This window comes from Prevotella sp. HUN102 (genome assembly GCF_000688375.1).
In the GTDB taxonomy this organism is placed as follows: domain Bacteria; phylum Bacteroidota; class Bacteroidia; order Bacteroidales; family Bacteroidaceae; genus Prevotella.
This window is the reverse complement of record NZ_JIAF01000004.1, coordinates 1,255,751-1,270,988: the sequence shown is the minus strand read 5'-3', so window position 1 is coordinate 1,270,988 and position 15,238 is coordinate 1,255,751. Positions and strand designations below refer to the sequence as shown.

Annotated in this window: 14 protein-coding genes and 1 pseudogene; all 15 read right to left on the bottom strand. The window is 47.2% G+C overall.

The window, feature by feature from the left end:
• Positions 1-48 precede the first annotated feature (48 nt).
• A complete protein-coding gene (locus P150_RS0110490) occupies positions 49-291 on the bottom strand; it encodes a hypothetical protein (RefSeq protein WP_028896642.1) in 243 nt (80 codons plus the stop codon).
• 186 nt (positions 292-477) lie between these two features.
• Positions 478-804: a hypothetical protein gene (locus tag P150_RS0110485; RefSeq protein ID WP_028897635.1), complete on the bottom strand. Its 327-nt coding sequence runs from the start codon at positions 802-804 to the stop codon at positions 478-480.
• Positions 805-822: 18 nt separating this feature from the next.
• Positions 823-2,523, bottom strand: a complete 1,701-nt coding sequence (locus tag P150_RS0110480; protein WP_028897634.1) for a hypothetical protein — start codon at positions 2,521-2,523, stop codon at positions 823-825.
• A gap of 58 nt (positions 2,524-2,581) precedes the next feature.
• Positions 2,582-3,610 carry a hypothetical protein gene (locus P150_RS0110475; protein ID WP_028897633.1) on the bottom strand — a complete coding sequence of 343 codons (1,029 nt, stop codon included), beginning with the start codon at positions 3,608-3,610 and terminating at the stop codon, positions 2,582-2,584.
• A 29-nt stretch (positions 3,611-3,639) separates the two neighbouring features.
• Complete coding sequence (locus P150_RS16405; RefSeq protein ID WP_036932189.1) at positions 3,640-6,471, bottom strand: hypothetical protein; 2,832 nt, start codon at positions 6,469-6,471, stop codon at positions 3,640-3,642.
• A 20-nt stretch (positions 6,472-6,491) separates the two neighbouring features.
• A complete protein-coding gene (locus P150_RS0110465) occupies positions 6,492-6,956 on the bottom strand; it encodes a hypothetical protein (protein ID WP_028897632.1) in 465 nt (154 codons plus the stop codon).
• A 2-nt stretch (positions 6,957-6,958) separates the two neighbouring features.
• Complete coding sequence (locus P150_RS0110460) at positions 6,959-11,326, bottom strand: hypothetical protein (protein ID WP_028897631.1); 4,368 nt, start codon at positions 11,324-11,326, stop codon at positions 6,959-6,961.
• 4 nt (positions 11,327-11,330) lie between these two features.
• A complete protein-coding gene (locus P150_RS18210; protein ID WP_028897630.1) occupies positions 11,331-11,522 on the bottom strand; it encodes a hypothetical protein in 192 nt (63 codons plus the stop codon).
• A 38-nt stretch (positions 11,523-11,560) separates the two neighbouring features.
• Positions 11,561-12,040 carry a hypothetical protein gene (locus P150_RS0110450; RefSeq protein WP_028897629.1) on the bottom strand — a complete coding sequence of 160 codons (480 nt, stop codon included), beginning with the start codon at positions 12,038-12,040 and terminating at the stop codon, positions 11,561-11,563.
• Positions 12,040-12,543, bottom strand: a complete 504-nt coding sequence (locus P150_RS0110445; RefSeq protein WP_014708782.1) for a hypothetical protein — start codon at positions 12,541-12,543, stop codon at positions 12,040-12,042. Before P150_RS0110445 ends, P150_RS0110450 begins: the two co-directional genes overlap by 1 nt.
• A complete protein-coding gene (locus P150_RS18045) occupies positions 12,540-12,770 on the bottom strand; it encodes a hypothetical protein (RefSeq protein WP_231477602.1) in 231 nt (76 codons plus the stop codon). Before P150_RS18045 ends, P150_RS0110445 begins: the two co-directional genes overlap by 4 nt.
• 252 nt (positions 12,771-13,022) lie before the next feature.
• Positions 13,023-13,353 (bottom strand): annotated as a pseudogene (locus P150_RS18205) (hypothetical protein); the annotation flags it as partial.
• Between the two features lie 20 nt (positions 13,354-13,373).
• Positions 13,374-13,841, bottom strand: a complete 468-nt coding sequence (locus P150_RS0110430) for an N-acetylmuramoyl-L-alanine amidase (RefSeq protein ID WP_028897627.1) — start codon at positions 13,839-13,841, stop codon at positions 13,374-13,376.
• Positions 13,834-14,118, bottom strand: a complete 285-nt coding sequence (locus P150_RS0110425; RefSeq protein ID WP_028897626.1) for a hypothetical protein — start codon at positions 14,116-14,118, stop codon at positions 13,834-13,836. Before P150_RS0110425 ends, P150_RS0110430 begins: the two co-directional genes overlap by 8 nt.
• A gap of 28 nt (positions 14,119-14,146) precedes the next feature.
• Positions 14,147-15,208: a hypothetical protein gene (locus P150_RS0110420; protein ID WP_028897625.1), complete on the bottom strand. Its 1,062-nt coding sequence runs from the start codon at positions 15,206-15,208 to the stop codon at positions 14,147-14,149.
• Between the last annotated feature and the right edge of the window lie 30 nt (positions 15,209-15,238).

Here is a 15,238-nt window from a genome sequence, read left to right as displayed (position 1 = left end):
CGGCAAAGTTCGCCATATTCGGTAAGTCAAAAGAACTTTTGAACCAAATCACACTGCAAGAGTCTTGCAGTCGCTTTGAAAGTGCTTAATAAGTCGATAAACCTTTCTCACACTCACGGCATACTTGTCTGATAGGACAGCAACTATATAGGTTACCTTTTCGCCGTGTTCAAGCAATGCTGTGTAATCGGTATATAAGTCCACAAATTCTTCATCTTCTAAACGTATTCCTGCTATTTTGAGCCTTTTTATTAGCTCCCTGTTAAATTTCAAGACCTCAATTATCTTCATCTTCATAAAATTTAGTATCTTTGCAATGTCTCACTTATTACTGTGCATAGCGCAGCCAAAATTAAAAACCGCAAGGACGGTCGGAATGGCATATTGCCCCCGGTCGCGTCCTTGCGGCGTTTTTGGTTAAATAGTAAGTGAGACGACTTTTAACAGGCTGGGGGCTTTTTATTCCCCCTATAAGGTTTACTCTAAAACCAGTTCGCCTCTTTCAATGGCGAAATAGATATCACGTACCCCTTTGTATGCGACAGTTTGTTCTTCGATATCCGGGATTGAGTTCCAACGCCCATCTGTGAATGTAGAGCCGTTGTGTCCATAATCTGCCGCACAACTTTCATCGGCAACGTCATCATGGGTACATTTGGCTACATGGTCGTGAAAAAGCAACACCTTGGCATTCTTTGGGTCGCTAATATCTGCCTTATAGGTAACTACGTGGACAAAGCCATTTATAATGACAATACCATTCACGTCTGCCTCAACTCTTTTTTGCATTACTTTTAGTTTCATAATTCGTTTATTTTTATATTAAACTAACATTTTTCCTTTTATCCAGTCGTAATTATAATAACTTTCTGTACCAGTCTTATCTACCGATATTTTCACTTCGAGTGCGGCAAATTGATTTGGATAGACCGAAATACTACTGCCGCTGCCCCAAATGTTTATATAACTGCTTGATTGGTTGTATATCACTATTGTTTCCCCCAATATTGTCCGGGCAACCTCAAAACCACCATTCCCACCATTACCGGGTAATGTTATGAATATTGGATGTTTAAAAGTACCTTTAAATAGAGCTGCGGCACTTATTTTACCGGCTAAAAAGACATAGCTTGTACCCAACTCATAAGAAGTTTTTGCATAATTCTCTATATTTTGAGGAGTTATTGTCAATACCTTTTTTCTGAAAGAGCCAACTCCTGACATATACCCATTGACCGGGTCAAGAACAATGTCAGGAGTGAAATTCGCATTGCCGTAGTCCGTGCTTGGATTTCCGTTAATATCCCCGCATTGAGAAAACAGTTTCCCTTTATCAAACACCCAGCCGCCCAGCAGGGCTTTTCCCTTGCTCACAGCAAAAGGCTTCTCACCATTATGCTTGATTTCAAAATTGGCAGCTTCGACAGATACGGTGCCATTGGTCAGGTCAATACCGGTACGCTCAACGCTCTCCACAACGTCCGGGTCTTTCCATGCGGTAGCTTTAGTGCCCTCCTCCAACTGTATTTCTTTTATGCGGACTTCGCCATTGCGCACAATTCGTATATTGCATTCCAAGTAACGGCAAACGGTATCGGGTACTTCTATCGTGAAAGTATATTTATTCCACAATCCGTTAGATATAAGTGTGAAGTTTTTCTGCGGCAACCAAGTTTGGCGTGTTGTAGGAGTGCTATTCAGACAGCTGCTGACGAACATTCCCCTGTCAGGTGTTGTTGCTACCTGTGCATAGAAGCTAAAGGTATAAGCCCCCTTTCCATTTATTTTAGCTACAAAATACAATCCTCCGTTGGTATCACTGCTAAAACCATAAGTATGAATATACGCACATCTGTCGTGGTCTTTTATCTCAATACGCTTTTGGTTTAATCTTCCTCCGTATATATCGATTAGTTCCCCATCAAAGATAAATTTCTCTCTTCGCAAGCTCGCCCCCTTGAGCATATTCACGCCACTGAAAGTCTGCCTGCTGACCTCCAGACGAATGTTCCCAGCATCCTGCTCTATGGTAGATATGCGCCTCTCAAGCCCTTGCTTATCCGCTTTATTCTGTGCTATTATACTTTTAAACTGCTGCTCATTGGCCAAGAACTGTGCCTCATTCCACTTCTGAGCACTCACCATAAATTCAGCAATGGCAGTGCGTGCCTGTCCCTTATAGGTGGCAGTAACCTCCACTTTGCCGCTCCACTGTCCCTGCGCTACACTTTTAAACTCGAGGATATATAGCGGAATACCAGCTTGTCCTGCGAGCTGCTGCTTGTATACAACGGCATCACAGTTGTAGGGCTTTGCACTTACGCTGTCGATGGGTACTTCCGTAGTGCCGGCATACATTTTCACCGTGCCTGTATTCTGCGTCAAGTTTTCGATGATACCTTTGTTGTTGGTTTGGAAGACAAAGGTATTCGGCGTTACGACAAGTGTGAGTGCAGTTTCGCCTTTTTCTCCATCATTTACATTGACAATGGAGAGGTATGCACGTGCTATAACTTTTCCCATACTTCAAATGTGTATTGATTGAGTGCATAGGGGGTAAGAGCCCTATGCACAAGTATTTTTATTGACTTACTTCGCAGTAGAATGTTGCTTTCTGCTCAATGTCGTTGGCCGACACGGTGAGCGGATTGCCTGTCTTTTGTGCCGACGATGTGCCTGCAAAGTTAGATTTTGCTCCGTTTTTATCGAACTTGGTCCACGTATAGGTGAACTTTTGCGAAGATGTTGTTTCACTTTCTATTAGTTCTCCGCCACGATATAGTCGGGCACAGAGAGTTGTAGAACCTTGACCATTTTTTATTTGTAAACCTGTTGGAGAGAACAGTTCTAATGAGTAGGGATCCGTGCGGTCTTCGAATGTTACGATAGCTTCGGCACGGTCAGCCCCGTCGATGGCTTCGCACTTGAAAGTTTGCACGTTGAGCACGTCATTTGCCTTTACCGACAGAGTCGATACTCCACCTGTTGTTGCTATGCCCTGTGTGAGCAGTTCCCACGTTTGTGTTTTTAAGTTGAGCGAGTACCATTTATAGGTAATGCCGTCGGTGTCCTGCGTGCCACCACGAAAACATTTTGCTTCGGCTGTGAGCGTAGAAATGTTGTTCGATGCATCGAAGCTGTTACCCTTTGGCTGTGTGAGAACAACCTGAAAGAGCGCACCGGCATTTGCTGTCTTCACGACAAAGCCCTGTGCCTCGAGCGTGGTGTCCTGCTGGGTTTCGTCGTCATGATAAACAGCCGTTATCTTTATAGGGAGCGAATTGCCAGTGATGTTTCCCTTAATGGTGAGTGCTCCGCCTGCCGGTATGGCTGCTACAGTGTATTGCCCGCTTGTTGCCCCGGCAGCTATAACAGTACCGCCGACTTCGTATTTCAGAGTTGTCAGTTTGCTTACAAGGTTAGTACCGTTGCCCGTAACATAAACTTTTGGCGTTACCACATTGTTATCACTTCCGAAGTTAGGCGTATACACCTTCGTGTCGGGATTATACATCTGTACGGGGTGCTTAATACTCATAACGAGCTGCACCTGCTTCGCATCGTTAAGGTCTACTATTGTTACCTGACCTCTTGCTTTTACTGTTGCCATATTTTTTCTTTTTTTTATTGTGAATGTATTTATCTTTCAATTTCTATCATGCAGTCTATTTGTGCCTTCAAACTCACCTCTTCAGCCCGTATGGTGATACGGTTTCCAACCGCTTCGTGTCGGGCATTCCAAGCCTTGTCGAATTCGGGATTGCCTGTCTGAATTACCCACGAAAAGTTATAAGGCTGCAAAGTTGATGTAATATCCTGTTCTCCGTGGAAGACGGCAGCCACAAGAACAATTTCGCCTTGTCCATTGTGTATAACATTGCCACCGCTTTCCGACTGCACACTCACCGTGTAGGGCGATGTGCCGTCTTCTCCCTTAGCTGCATATTTCTTCCATTTAGGCGACTGCTCAGCCGGTTCATCGGTATTGTCGTCTACAAGGGAAAGCCACGTGCCCCCACTGTGGTACCACGCTTCGTATCGAGCAGCCACCGTGCCGGGTGTCCAGTCGCCACGATAAATCACGTTAGGAATACGTTCGCCATCTGCGCTTATCCACTCGAAGCGTTGGCTGTTCATATAAATCTTGTCTGAAGACAGATGGAATATGGCGTTGCCTTTATTCAGTGAAAAGTCGTGAATGTTGCGGTATACTTCGATAGTTCCACCCTCCTCCTTCGAGGTGGTAATCATCGTAACATTCATTCGGTTGCGGTGCAGCGTAGGGTCTACACCATGTGTAATGTCCCAAAGTGTGTTGTGACCACACAACACGACGTTGTCGCCTGCTTTGGGCTCATCATTCTTTACGCTTTTATCCCGATAGTTGTCGTCGCCGGTGATAACGATATACGCTTCTTCACTTGCTGTCTTTTGTCCAACTTCCGATACGCAACGCCAGTAGTAATTATTTCTGACGTTCTCGTAGACTCCCGCCTTTATATTGAACGTTTGGCAAAGGGCTTGATCGCCTGCCTTCCAGTCGTTAGTAATCGCCTTATCTCCATCATCCGTATGTAGGTAGCATTTCCAGCCACCCACAACAGGCACAACCTTGTTTATGATGGTATTTGCGCCTGAAAGCACGATGTTGCCGCCAATGTGCTTGTATTCGTCTATCTGAAGGCTACGGAAGACAGCCTTGCCAATCACCTCCAAATAATCTATTTGCCCGTGGGCACGCCCGTTCTCATCAAGCCATACGCCAAAGCCGTTGATGGTCTTTTCAAAACCGAGCGTCTGAATGGCTTTCAATATGGCGTTGCCAAAACCGTCTATGCCCGCGCCGTCCTTGAATCCTATACCCATCAAAAAGGTAATTAACCCCTGCGCAATATCAGCTGAATTCTTGCTGATGAATTCCTTCTGCGAGCGGCGTGCAGAAAAGATATTCGTATCAGCAGGCATCGTTGTGTCTCCGCTCTGTATGATGTCCGGAACATTCAGTGCTCCCACTAAGGTTCCCGTGTACTTCTTTACATCCTTGATGGAGTCGTCCACCTTCTGCATCATCCCCGTCGATAGCGCATCACTTTTCTCAAGGTTCATCTTACCAGGCAGGTTTACCTGCCGACTAAGGCGTGTGATCCGACTCTTGCGGAAGCCCGTATCGGGGAAGTATTTATTGCTCTCCAGCCGGACACGTCTGCCGATGAATAGGTCGGTACTTGTGTCTTCCATCCATACATGGTCTGTCGGGGCTTTATAGCGCGATACGTCCAAGGCGTGCTCCTTATTGTACTTCTCAACAGCTGCCAGGAACTCTTTCTCTGCTATACCATAGTACTCATCAGGCATGCGCAGGTTCCAAAGTATGTATTTGTCGCCAACCTTTGGCACGAGTGTACCACCTGGCAGTTGGGTACCGTCGTTGTAGGGCCAAATCGTGATAATCTCAAATTCCTTAGTATCGCTATGGTAGTTCACTTCAAAGTAATGCTCCGTGTCAGTTCCTAATCCAGCCAACTCACTTCCTTCTTGGAACGACACACGCTTTACAAGTCCGCCTATCTCATAGTCATTCGGGTTGAACGGCAGGTTCTTATCTTTGAAGTAGTAGATGGTGAAGGGCTTTCCGTCCTTATCCTTTACTTCTTCGTGTCGCACCTCGCTGATAGTGCCCGTACGACGTGGATAGATATTGGAGAAGGCAGCCTGCTCATAGTGATGAATAATGCCGTACTTCTCTACATTCACATCAACATACTTTGCGCCACCTGGCAGCATCAGTCGGGAGTGGTGATACTTTTCAGGGTCTATATTGCGTGAGCTACCTATCGGGAACAGTCGACTGTAGAACTTCACATTATCGGCTAAATCTCTGTCGAGCGATGTAAGGCCATTGCCGTAACCCAGTGTAACTTCTTCGCCATGCTCACACCTACAGAGGTTTAGCGTCTGACCGTCAAACCACCATTCAGTATGTACAGCGTCGGCAAGTTCCTTCAGTGCCTCCTGGCAGTATTTGCCAGTATAGTCTATTACCACGTTATCTGTACCCTCAACAATACCCACCTTGAAGTTCTGCAGTCCGTCCATACCTGCATTGATATTCTTCACAATAAGGCGCATGTGGTCTATTGGGCGTGCCGTTAGAGCAAACACCGCCTCGTTCTCACCATCGGTATTGTTCAGTACTAAGAAGCGAGATATCAGACTCTCTATGCCACGCAGCTGAAAAGAGTACTCCCATTCCATTGTACTCTTCTGTGCTGGCTTATACTTTTCCGTTGCCCAGTAACGTTCACCATCATAGTCGAGGTAATCATTCACGTCAATGGAGATACACTCGTACAGGATGAAGGAGAGTTTCAGCAGATTGTCGCCTTGTATTTCCTTATCCTGTGTGCTGCTGTCGTTCGGTGAGAACGTAGCCTTTACTTGTCCGCTGCTATCAAATAGTGTTAGAAGCATATTCAAATGGCGTTTAAACGTTATATGATTGGTTCGGGTTCACGGAACTTCACCTTATAGCTACTTGCCTGTATGCCTTCGGTCCATAGATACGTCAGTGAGCGATAGGCACTACTGTCAAGATAGAATACTTTGATTGTAAGGTTCAGTGTCGTGAATGTAATTGTCAGCCAGCCATTGTTGCCTGATTTTAAAAAGCGGATAAACGACATGTATCGTTCAAGCCACTGCTGGCGTGTAGGTGCATACTGGGCGAAGTGCAAAGTAACGTCACGCTCAGCATTGGCAGGAAATAATTGTTTGGAATACTTCTTTCCGTTATGTTCACGTATGTCTACACCTACATGGTCCTTTGCCTTGCTTGGTGCCAGGATAGCATTGAGATTATCTCTGCCACCTTTTCGTTCTTCGGTTAAGAACACACCATACTCCTTATATATATCCGTGCCATTGATAAGCACTTGTCCTTCCAATATCTTCGTCATACTTATCTAACTTTTACTCCGTCCCTAATCATTTTTTTCACATCAGCACCTATCTCTTTCAATGAAGCAGCACTATTGCCTGTGTTCTCTTCAATCTTCCGTAGATGCTCTTGTGCTGCACTCATCTTTTTTGTGACATCTTCAACGCGGTCATCAATGCTTGCCCAATGCATCTGACCACTAACGAACAACCCTTCAAGCTCTGTTGCCTGGTCTTGACTCATTGCTGTGAATGCGCCACTCTTGCCTTGTTGGGTTGTACCTTTGTCTGTCTCCTTAATAATACCTTCATTACGCAATTGTTCTATGTCATTCTTAGCACTATTGACATAACTTTCGTATTGTTCTTTCAGTGCATCGAGGCGCTTGCGGAATTCTGCATCAGTTATCTTTCCATCAACACGTTCTTCATTAAGTTTTGCAAGACTTTCGTACCACTTCTCAAGATTTTTCTGAAACTTCGCACCAACAAGATTGTTCACTGCCATCTTGTTTACCATCGTCTGCCAGTTCTCTTCTATCTCTTTGAAGACATCTTTCGAACCACTGGCGAGAGCATAAAGTGAGTTAAGGAAGTCGTCAAAGACATTCTGCCTTGTTGTTGTAGTCAGGTTCTCATAGAGAGCATCTGTTATTTCTTTCAGCTTGCCGGCTTGTGCGATGTAGTCATTAAGCTTATCAGCTACGCGACCACCATAGTCTCCCTTACCTGTATTCTGAATCTTTTCCCACATATCGACATTGGAACGTAATATCTTCATTTCTTCGGGAGTGAGATTCCACAAGTTGCCGTCCCATTTTCTGCCTATTTGAGAGCTGAAACGATTTATTTGCTCTTGACTAAACCCTTTCCAGTAGGCGTTGAAACTATGATGTGCCGAGTGATAGCCTGCCTGTTCCTGTGCAATACGTTTGTAGTTCTCGTTCGTTTCACGCTGCAGTTTCTCTGCATCGCGTGATATGCGAATAGCCGTAGCACCTCGTGCCGTCTTCATCTCGTCCGTTAGGTCCTCAATTGCCTGCTCCAGGAGTTCGTTACGTTTTGTCAGGCGATCAGTTGATTTTGCCACTTCCTCCTCGTTACTGTTAGTAAACCAGCTGCTGGGACCTTTATGACTGAGCAGTCCGAAGGAAAGAACGTTACCGATACGTCCGACAACAGTATCCAACAAACCTCCAATACCTTTTACTATAATAGACTCAAGTACCTTAAATAAATTCTCTGGCAAGTCAAAAATAGCATTGATAAGATTACCGATAGCTTCCAAGATGCTATTTACAAGATCGTCTATCCAGCGCAAAGATATAAGTTCCGTCAGTGAGTTCAGAACACCAGTAACAAAGCTTTTGATACTATTGGCAAGGTCAAGTATCATTCTGGGTATTTGTGCAATAATGCCAACCATACTTCCTATGCCGCTTGATAGAATGCCCGACATCGTGCCACCAAGAGAGGACAACGCATTTCCCATTGCTCCTGACACAGCACTGCCAACACTCTTTGCTATGCCGTCTCCCATGGTTGGAAGAATAGAATCAAGCGTACCTTTGAGTGCATCAACCTGTCCTACTGACTGCTGTATGCCTCCGTATCCATCTACACCCTGCCATGCCTTAGCGTTATTGAGAGCCGTTGTTAATCCAGACGTAAAGTTAGCAACTTCTTCAGATGTCCTATTTAATGCTTTGCCGAAGGAGTCCATATCCTCGCGTGCTTGTACTGTTGTCCTCCCCAGCTCTTCAGCACGTGCTTCAAGTTCATCGTATCTTTCCTTATTGATTCTCCCTTCACGGAGTCCTACCTTTCCTGCTTCCACGGCAGCAACGGCAGCAGCTTCATCTTTCTTAGCTTGGTCGTATACAGCCACGCTATCAGCAAATCGCTTGATGGCTTCGTCCAACTTCTGCCATGTCGCACTCTGGTCAGTACCGATATACTGTCTCATCTGCTGAATTAGCTCTGTCACTTTCTGTTGTGTATCTGCTGAAGCGTTCCTATAGTCGTCAGTTTCTGTGTAGGCACGCAGCTGCTCCATCATCGGTTGCATCATCTCCTTGGTCAGATTGCCTACACCGCTGAAGAGCGCATTCCAGTCGATACCACGGCTGATTTCCTCGAACGACATACTTGCCTGGCGTTCTTGATATTCCTTCTGAAGCTTTGCTTTCTGCCACTTCTTTGTTGTCTCGCTCACTTCCGAAGCATCTATATCCGCTATCTGTTGGGCATAATCTTCAGCAATCGCAAGCTTTTGCTGCTGAAAAGAGCCATAAGTCTTGAGATATTCACTCATAGCCTGCACTTCATTTCTCTGCTGCTCTAAGCGTTTCTTTTGCTCTTCTTTATTTATCTCATCTTCGTTATGCTGCTTTTTCTGTGTGGCAAGATTGCGAGATTCTGTAAGTGCATCTTCCTGTGCTTTAGTCAGTTTACCCTTTTGCGCCTTACGCCATTTATTCTCCTGTACTTTCAAATCAGCAAGTTCATTGTCGTAATTCTCTTTTATCTGCTTTCTTTTCTTGTCAGAACCTTCCTTAATAAGGTCTATCTCCTCCTGGCGGTTCTTTCTTTGTAATGCAAGAAGTTCCTTGGCAAGCTGCTCAGCTTCTTTTGTCCCGTCTTTCTCTTTCTTTTTTTTCTTTTTGTTTTTTGTAGGTGCTGCATGCCCACCAATATTATTCTTCTTTCCAATATTTGCAGCTTGCTTTGTTAAATCAGCTGCGTTCTTTAGATTATTGTCGCGCTCAGCCTCTAATTCTTTGGTCCGTTTATCATGAGCCTTCTTGTTACTATCTTTTATAATCTTACGAGAATCAATGATTCCATTAGATGTAGCAGAACCAAAACTCAATAAAGCCTTCTTAAACCACCCCATAGATGTATCTGCATTATCTGGGTTAGTGGCTTTGTGTTTAGCTAATTTTTCGTCAGCTTCTACAGCCTTATTCACCAGTGCCTGTGCCTTAGCTTGCAGAAAGAGCATCTGTATATATTGTTCTGCTTTTTGTGTCAGAACATCATACCACTTTGCTACAGAGTCATAATATCCGAAGGCTTCACCGTACTTACGGTTCATTTCCTCGCACTTCTGCTTTTCTTCTTCCTTCGTACCACTGAAATTCCTGAGACTCTCACGGATAGTATCAATTTCGAATCGAGTCTTAATCATCTCGGCTCTGCCCTGAGATTCAATTTCTACACGTTCTTGTGCTTTCTTCGCAGCTTCTTCCTGAGCATCTGAAAGTTTATTCCAAGCTACAATTACACCTGTAATAACTACAGATAATCCAAGAGTAAGAGTTGCCATAAGTGCAGTTGCAGCAGCATTAGATATACCTAACGATGTTGCAAGCCGATAATTAGCAGCTGCAAGGAACTCCTTTGCTTTTGTAAGCGTTACAAGGCGGAAGGCACTATCCTTGTTAAGAGTATTAAACACCTGCTGCAAGCCCATGGTGATAGCCATGACACTCTGCACGCGAGCTTGTATCTTTGCGAGATTCTCGTTCTCTGATGCGAATAACGACATTACACCTGTAGCTGTGGTGAATGCACCAGACAGACCATTAACTCCCGAGATGAAGCCCTGAAGGTTCGCATCGTCATTAGCGAGAATACTTGTCTGTGCACGCAAGTCTCCTAAGGTGTCGGAGAACTCAGCTGCCTTTTGTGCCATCTTCTGGTACTCTTCGGTATTCTGCTCGCCGTTCAGACGCATACGTGCCATGTCGTTTTGCAGCTCACGTAGTTGACGCGACAATCGTTGATTGCTTTCCTTGTTGCGATTCTGTGCTTCTGTCAGGCTATTTAGAATTCCCTTTTCTTCTTCTAAGGCTTGTTTGGCTGCATTCAAATCGGCTGCTACTTCATTTTGTGCTTTGCCAGGTGCTGCGGACTCATAAGCTTTCTGTAGAGCCTTCACGTCAGCCTCCACCTGCTTGATGACACTCTTCTGCTCAGCTATCTTTTCGGTGAGCGATTTGCTGGCAGCTGCTGCTTGCTCTTCTGATACAGATATTTTCTTATATTCCTGCTCCAATTGACTGACGCCCTGCCGTGCCTGCTGATATTCTTTTTCCAACCCCTCAAGCACACCCATCTCTTCGGCAAGTACTTTCTTGCAAGCACTAATTTCCGTAAGCAGTTCTTGTTGTCCTGTCCCTGGTTTCATAGTCTGCAACTTACGCTGCATACGGTCAAGGTCAGTATTGACACTATCAATTACCTTATGCTGGTCGTTGATCTTAGCATTGATAAAGAGCGAAGCACGTCGAGCTGCTCCTAAGAGCTGCTCAACACTCATCTTGCTTTTGTCAAGTCCTGCCGTGAGGTTATCACGCATAAGGAATTCTATCTCTACTGGTTTCATTGTCTTATTGGTTTAAATTACTTTGAAAAAAGCCTACTATATCCTCAGCTTCCTCCTCTTCAGTCTGATCTTTCTTCTGTTCACGGCTATCAACATAACGTGGTGCATCACTCAGCATCATGATAAGTGTCTGAAAATTTACGCCATTCAGAATGTAGTCCACGCTCCATCCCGTAGCGCTGGCTATTTGCCAGATAAATCCGAAAGGGCTATGGGAGCTTTCCCAATGGCTCTTTAACTCCCCTTCTTTCGTTGGCTCAGTCTCAGCTTCATCGGATTCGTCATCTCTGCTGATCTGATAATAGGTATAAAAGACTGCGTGCCCATCAGCAATACGAACTGGCTGAAGGCTGCCTTCTGGTACTCCCACTTCATCGAGTGCAACACGAGCCACGAAAGCAACCATACCGGCAGCCACCAGCGTTCCATCGTCAGGGCGATGATACGGCTCAAGGTCCTGCCATGCCTGGCAAGGAACTGCATCTGTTCCTTATGATCCATCGCTTCCAGTTCAGCCGCCGTCGTGTCCATTGACAGATAAGCATGCGCTATCTTTATCTGTCTTGAAAGTGTGGGACGCTTCATCGTCAGCCGGAACCGCAACGGCTCTTTCCTGAAAGGTATCCTTAAATCCTTGAGAGGGAGGGAAACGCCCGCATCAAGCAAGGCTTCCGCTCCCTCTCTCTGGATCTTCCTGATTACTTGCTCGTCCATCAGCCTTCAGTGGTATCATTGATCTCATAAGGCGCACCACCATCCTCGGGCTTGTTCACCTTCAGCTGGCATTCTACCTTCGACACTTCGGTCAGTGTCAGCTTGCCGCCGAGGTTGGCCAGAATGGTACCGTTGGGAATGGTCATAGTCTGGCCACTCACGAAGTCGATGGTCCACTTGTCTCTCAGTTCCACAAGGGAGGAGGGAGCTTTCCAGCCAGTCACCTTCTCATTGCCGCCACTGCCAGTCTTCACCAGCTCACCGCCGAGAATGTTCTTCAGGTTCTCGTAATCCAACTGGATAAGGTTGAAAGTCGGACTGACCTGTCCGTTCTTCTGGAGCAGGGTCAGCACAGGCGCATCGGGAACCTGCTCGGCTTCCACGTCCACACTCTCCGGCTTCGTGCCGCCCCAGTCCCAGCTGCCTTTCTCGATGTAACCTATCAGCGTGGTTCCTTTCTTCACGGCTGCGATGCCGTAGATGAATTTCTTGTTCTTGCTCATTTTCTAAGTTTTATAAAAGTGAATACTATTCCGATTATCCCGGACAGAAGCCCAGCACAAAAATACTTGAGCCTCATGAGGAAGGTGTTTCCGGAACTTTCCTTTGTCTCTTCCCTAAGCTCGCTATTGGACTTTCTGGCCTCCTTCAGCTGGCGTTTCAGAGTGCTGATGGTCTTGGAATATCCGGCACACACCAGTTCCAGGCTGTCGCAGCCGGCTTCAATCACCAGCTGCTCCGGTTCCTTCTCCGTCGGTGCCCTCCGCGTTACCTTCACATTCGCCTGTCCTTTCCGGGCTGTGTAGCCCGCCCCGGACGGCAGCAGCCGCAGACTGTCCATGCTGAGCGTCAGGCTCACCGCTGACATCGGGACCTTCACGGGCGTTCGCCAGGTTTCTACGACGCTCACCGTGCTGTCCACGTCGAGGCGGTTCGCCTCTTGGCTCGTGGCTGTCTCCCGGCTCACGCTTTTTCTGCTCGATGCGCATGCGGTGAAGCACAGGGCAGTCATCGCTATAACGGCAGCTGTTAGCATCGTCGATGGCCTTGCGGAGACGTGCCATCTCGCGCTTGGTCGCGTTGAGGTCTTTTCTTGTTTCATTGAGTTCTTCCTTTAATGGGTTTACAATATTCTCGATAAGCACCCGGGTGGCTTTCTCAGTGTTATCAATCCGGACTGTCTCGGCTTCTACTTCCGCTTTCTCTGCTTCCGCTTTCGCTTTCCTCACGGTCGATTTCAATGTGATGATGGCTGCTATCGTAGCCACCAGGCCGCCACCCAGCACCAGATTGATAATTTCACTGAGTTCCATACCTTAAATATATTATGGGCCTACTGCCTGATTCCTATCTCGCGCAGCCACTTCTGCACGTCAAAGGAAGGACAGGCCTTGCCCGGGTTCAGCTCATGGTGTCCCACGATGCGTATCTGGGGGAAGCGGCGGTGAAAGTCCTGCACATAGCGTTTCAAAGCCTCGCGCTGCGCTGCCGTCTGGGTATCCTTCGGCTTCATGGCCTTGTCGCAGCCGCCTACATATACGATGTGTCGGCTTATGCTGTTGAAGCCTGCGGCACCGTTGGTAGCCTCCCAGGGATCGACGCAGGCGTCTTCGTTGTTGTCCACCAGCCGTTCCACGCGACCGTCGAGGTGCACCATATCCGTGTAACCCACCTGCTTCCAGCCACGCCCTCCCTTGCTTACCGGGTCGGTGTGCCAGTGGCGTATCTCCGCAGAGCTTACCTCACGGCCTTCCGGCGTGGCGGTGCAGTGGATTACAAGATACTTTATCGGCTTACTCATCGCCTTCAGGATTGGAGTTAGGGTTCTGTTCCTGACCTGCTGCGCCGGTATCCGGATTTTCGTCCGTACCGGCCTCACTTTCGTCCGGTTGGCTGCCATCTTCCTCTGTGCCGAGGATATATGCAGGGGCAGTTTTGCCCTTGAACTCCTTGCACAGGCCACGGTCTATGAGCGACTGGGCGCGGTCTTTGTCTTTCACCTCCAGAATGGTATCCGGGTCATACACTGTTACATGATCGTCCCTGTCGCGGAACGCACTTGTTACTTTCAGTTTCATACGCTTGTTATCTGTTTTATGGTTTGATTTATCCCTCAGGAAGGCTGGGGTCCTTGTAGCCACTCATCATCACTGCACCGGCATCTGTCTTTTTCGGCATGCAGATGAAGTAGTGACGGAAGTTGATGAGTGAACGCTGGTTCTGCGGGTCCGTCGATGCCTCACTGTAGTACATCTTCGTGGAACCTGTAGCCTTGAAGACACGAGGTACATAGAAGGCGAAAGAGCACTGGAACTCACCGGTCGCAGCACTGGCACCGACATCCTTTTTCTTGCCGGCAGTGGTGTACAGCGGATTGTTAGCAAACTCATAGATGTCAAAGCCGTACAGCCTGCCTACCGTGCCGTCATTGCGGTTGATGTTGTACTGTTCCTTGAACACCTGGGATACTTCCAGCAGGTCGTTCGCATGATCGCTGCAAAGCACGAGGCGACGTCCCTGGGCAGGAACTTTCAGCTTGTCCAGCGCACGTTTCAGGTCCAGCAAATCGGTCGGCGTCATCTTCAGGCGTCCCGTTACCGGATCGCACTTGCCCGTAGTCTTCAGTACGGGCGTGGTGGCAGTGTCTTCCTTTGCACACAGGGCGTGGGCAGCCTTGGCAAACTTCGAGTCGCCGATTGCATTGCCGTGGCTTTCCTTCACACGTGCCATCTTGTCATAGCTCAATGCGTAGAGTTCGTCATCGGTAATGGGTGTTACCTTCGTCTGGAACTTGTCCAGCTTGATGGCGATGTCCTTGTCCTCCAAAGCCTGAAGGGGAATAGGATAGGTCGTGTTGTTGATCAATACATCGGGATCAACACCGACCTCTACAAGGTGGATGACATCGTTGTTCACGATACTCGAACTGTCCGGAATGCCGTCAAGGAAAGTCGCCTCCAGACCACGGCGCAGGTATTTCACCAACTCACCAGTCCATATCTCGGTATAGACGCCCACACGGAGACTGCCGGCGGGAACCGCCTGTCCGATGACGGCAGCAAGTACGTTCATGCCGACGGCACCCGTCATGGGAGACAGACCGGCAGCGACGGCAAGGGTGCCGCCTACCAGGCAGTTCATGAGAACCGCCATAAACATTGCAATCATTCTTGTCATTGCTTTCTGATTTTTGTTGTT